The 3,507-nt window shown below is 48.9% G+C and carries 3 protein-coding genes; all 3 read left to right on the top strand.

Translation table 11 applies throughout. The features are described 5' to 3' along the window. Positions 1-640 (top strand): asparaginase (locus Q0340_RS10655; RefSeq protein WP_298083285.1); only part of this gene is annotated, 640 nt, incomplete at its 5' end. Between the two features lie 377 nt (positions 641-1,017). Beyond that, on the top strand, positions 1,018-1,476 hold the full coding sequence (accB, locus tag Q0340_RS10650) for an acetyl-CoA carboxylase biotin carboxyl carrier protein (protein WP_291938704.1): 459 nt from the start codon (positions 1,018-1,020) through the stop codon (positions 1,474-1,476). Continuing rightward, positions 1,473-2,810, top strand: a complete 1,338-nt coding sequence (locus Q0340_RS10645; protein ID WP_298083284.1) for an acetyl-CoA carboxylase biotin carboxylase subunit — start codon at positions 1,473-1,475, stop codon at positions 2,808-2,810. Before accB ends, Q0340_RS10645 begins: the two co-directional genes overlap by 4 nt. Positions 2,811-3,507 lie beyond the last annotated feature (697 nt).

Genomic DNA, 3,507 nt, shown 5'->3' with positions numbered 1-3,507 from the left:
GATGCGAAACGCTGATTCTATGAGTGCGGACGGCCCTTTAAATATCTTTAACGCCGTAAGCGTTGCGGCAGATAAAAACGCTCGCGAAAAGGGCGCTCTTGTAGTGATGAACGACGAGATCCACGCCGCGCGCGAGGTTACGAAAACAAATACTACTAACGTTGCGGCTTTTGCCTCGCCGAATTCCGGCAAGATCGGCACCGTAAATTATGGCGTCGTAAATTTCTATATGGCGCCGCTTCGCAAACACACCGTCGCAAGCGAGTTTAATATCAAGGACCTCAAAGCCTTGCCGCGCGTCGATATCATCTATGGACACGCGCAAGATAGCGGCGATTTGGTCGATGCAGCGGTGCAAAAGGGCGCTAAGGGCATTATCGTAGCGGGCGTAGGCAATGGAAATTTATATCCGGATCTGCAGGCCGCGCTCGCAAAGGCTAGCGAAGCGGGCGTGATCGTCGTGCGCTCAAGCCGCACCGGCAGCGGCTCAACTAGCGTTAGCTCGGAGGTGGACGACGCAAAGCTAGGCTTTCTAACCGCAGATAATCTAAATCCGCAAAAGGCGCGCGTGCTGCTGATGCTGGCTCTTAGCAAAACGAGCGATAAAGCGAAAATTCAGAGCCTTTTTGCGACACATTAACACATAGGGCTTCGCGTGGATAGAATTTCGGCGCGAGGCTTTAAAATAATATTTCGGCATAAAATTTTAAAGAAAAGCAAGGCACGGAATTTTCGCGCTCTGAGCTTGGGCGTAGAATTTCGGTCGTAAAATTAAGCGTTAAATTTTTAAAGGATTTAAAATCATCCTGCGCCCTTACGGCAAAATTCCGTGTCTCGCTTGCGAAGTTCGAGCTTAAAATGAATGAGGCAAATTGCAGCCTATAAATCCTTAAAATCAGTTCGCAAATCCACCGCAAATTCCGTGCCGCGCCTTTTAAAAGCTCTCGTAAAAATCCATTTAAAGAAACAATTATAAAAATTTAGCTAAAATTTCGCAAATTTTTTCAGGAGAAATTTATGACAAAAGCAGAAATCAAAGAGTTAATGGATTTTTTCGGCGAAAAGCAGGGCATTAACGAGCTAAAAATTAAAGATAAAGATTTTGAGATCGAGATAAAAAAATATGGCCCATGCGGTGGGAGCACGCCTCAGCTCGCCGCACCGGCACCTGCCCCGCAGCTTGCTGCGCCTGCGGTAAATGTGCTCGTGGGCGATAAGCCCGCCTCAAAAGGCGCGATGGATACGATCGACAGCCCGATGGTAGGTACTTTTTATAAAGCGCCAAGTCCCGGTGCGGCAGAGTTCGTAAGCGTAGGCCAGGTCGTGCATAAGGGCGATACGATCGGCATCATCGAAGCGATGAAGATTATGAACGAGATCGAAGCGGAATTCGACTGCCGCATCAAAAAAGCTCTCGTCGAAGACGGACAACCCGTCGAATACGCTATGGCGCTGTTTGAGGTCGAGAAGCTATGAGGGAGCTTAAGAAAATTCTAATCGCAAATCGCGGCGAGATCGCTCTGCGCGCACTTCGCACGATCCAAGAGATGGGCAAGCAAGCCATCGTCGTGCACTCCACCGCCGATCAGGACGCGCTTTACGTCAAATACGCCGACGCGTCGGTCTGTATAGGCGGACCGCGCAGCAGCGATAGCTACCTAAATATCCCCGCAATCATCACAGCCTGCGAGCTAACCGAAGCTGACGCGATATTTCCGGGATACGGCTTTTTGAGCGAAAGTCAAAATTTCGTAGAAATTTGCGCTAAGCACGGCATTAAATTTATCGGTCCGAGCGTCGAGGCAATGACTTTAATGAGCGATAAGAGCAAGGCTAAGCAAGTGATGATGCGCGCGGGCATCCCCGTAGTGCCTGGCAGCGACGGCGCGATCGCAAGCGTCGAAGAGGCACGCAAGCTAGCCGTCGAAATCGGCTATCCGGTCATCATTAAAGCCGCAGCCGGTGGCGGTGGGCGCGGAATGCGCGTGGTCGAGCGCGAAGAGGATATCGAAAAGCTCTTTTGGTCGGCAGAGAGCGAAGCGATGAGCGCGTTCGGCGACGGCACGATGTATATGGAAAAATATATCACAAACCCGCGCCACATCGAGGTTCAGGTCTTGGGCGACGAGCACGGACATGTCGTGCATATCGGCGAGCGCGACTGCTCGATGCAGCGCCGCCATCAAAAGCTGATCGAAGAAAGCCCGGCCGTGATCTTGGACGAGCCGACACGAAAGAGCCTGCACGAAACGGCGGTTCGCGCCGCTAAGGCGATCGGATACGCAAGCGCGGGAACGTTTGAGTTTTTGTACGACAGCAAGGATAAAAAATTCTATTTCATCGAGATGAATACCCGCTTGCAGGTCGAACACACCGTAAGCGAGATGCGAAGCGGGCTCGATCTGATCGAGTGGATGATCCGTATCGCGCAGGGCGAGAAGCTGCTACCTCAAAGCGAGATAAAATTTAGCGGGCATGCGCTTGAGTGCCGCATCACCGCCGAGGACTCCAAAAGCTTTATGCCAAACCCGGGCAAAATCACAAAATACGTCGCTCCGGGCGGCAGAAATGTGCGAATGGATAGCCACGTTTATGAGGGCTACTCGGTGCCGCCTTACTACGACAGCATGATCGGCAAGCTCATCGTTTACGACAAGGACCGCGCGCGTGCGATTGCGAAGATGAAGGTCGCGCTAGATGAGCTCATCATCGGCGGTATAAAATCGACGCGCGATTTTCATCTTAGGATGATGAATAACCCCGATTTCGTGGATAATAACTACGACACAAATTACCTAGCCAAGCATTAAATTTAAAACTCCAAGGGATGATACTCTTGGAATTTTAAAATTTATTTGAAATTCTGCATTTAAGATTCCGTTTGAAATTTTATATTTAAAAATCTACTTGAAATTTTGTTTTAAAATTTTATCGTGCCACGTTTTAAAATTTTACTATTAAATTTGCCGCTAAATCTAAGTGACGACGCGCGAGATACGTCGTCGCACGTGTTTTACGGCTAGATAAATGCTGGGCTCGGTTTAAATTTTACGTTCTATGGCGATTTAAATTTAGAATGTGTGTATTGTCACCGCAAATATTCGCTTTGATCCGCACCGATCTAGTTAAAATTTTAAGTCGCGTACACGCTTTAATTATCTATTTCGGTGACCACCACCCCCGCCTGCGAGTAAGCGGCTAAAATTTACCGCACGAGCCACCAATGCACGTTCTGCATAAATTTTATCGCACTCGCCGTTGCGAGTATGAAAAAAGTAGTATCGAGCCGTAAATTTACGATTATTTGCCGCGCGCTAGAAACGACGACTGATTTATAGGCAAAGCGCGCTAGGCCCTTAAACCGTCAAAATTTCAAACTCCAAATTCCTCGTAAAATTTACTTAGATAATCGGTGTAGTAAAAATTTTGATTTCTGGCGTCAAATTTGCCCGCCAGCTCCAAAGCCGTCTTGTAGTCGCCCTCATCGCCGAACGCGCTAACGGCGAT

This window comes from uncultured Campylobacter sp. (genome assembly GCF_938045595.1).
GTDB lineage: Bacteria > Campylobacterota > Campylobacteria > Campylobacterales > Campylobacteraceae > Campylobacter_B.
This window is presented reverse-complemented; position numbering and strand designations above follow the sequence as displayed.

What these genes read in the sequence shown, in the direction of transcription:
- accB (WP_291938704.1), top strand. Translation starts at nt 1,018, where the DNA reads ATGACAAAAGCAGAAATCAAAGAGTTAATGGATTTTTTCGGCGAAAAG.
- Q0340_RS10645 (WP_298083284.1), top strand. Translation starts at nt 1,473, where the DNA reads ATGAGGGAGCTTAAGAAAATTCTAATCGCAAATCGCGGCGAGATCGCT.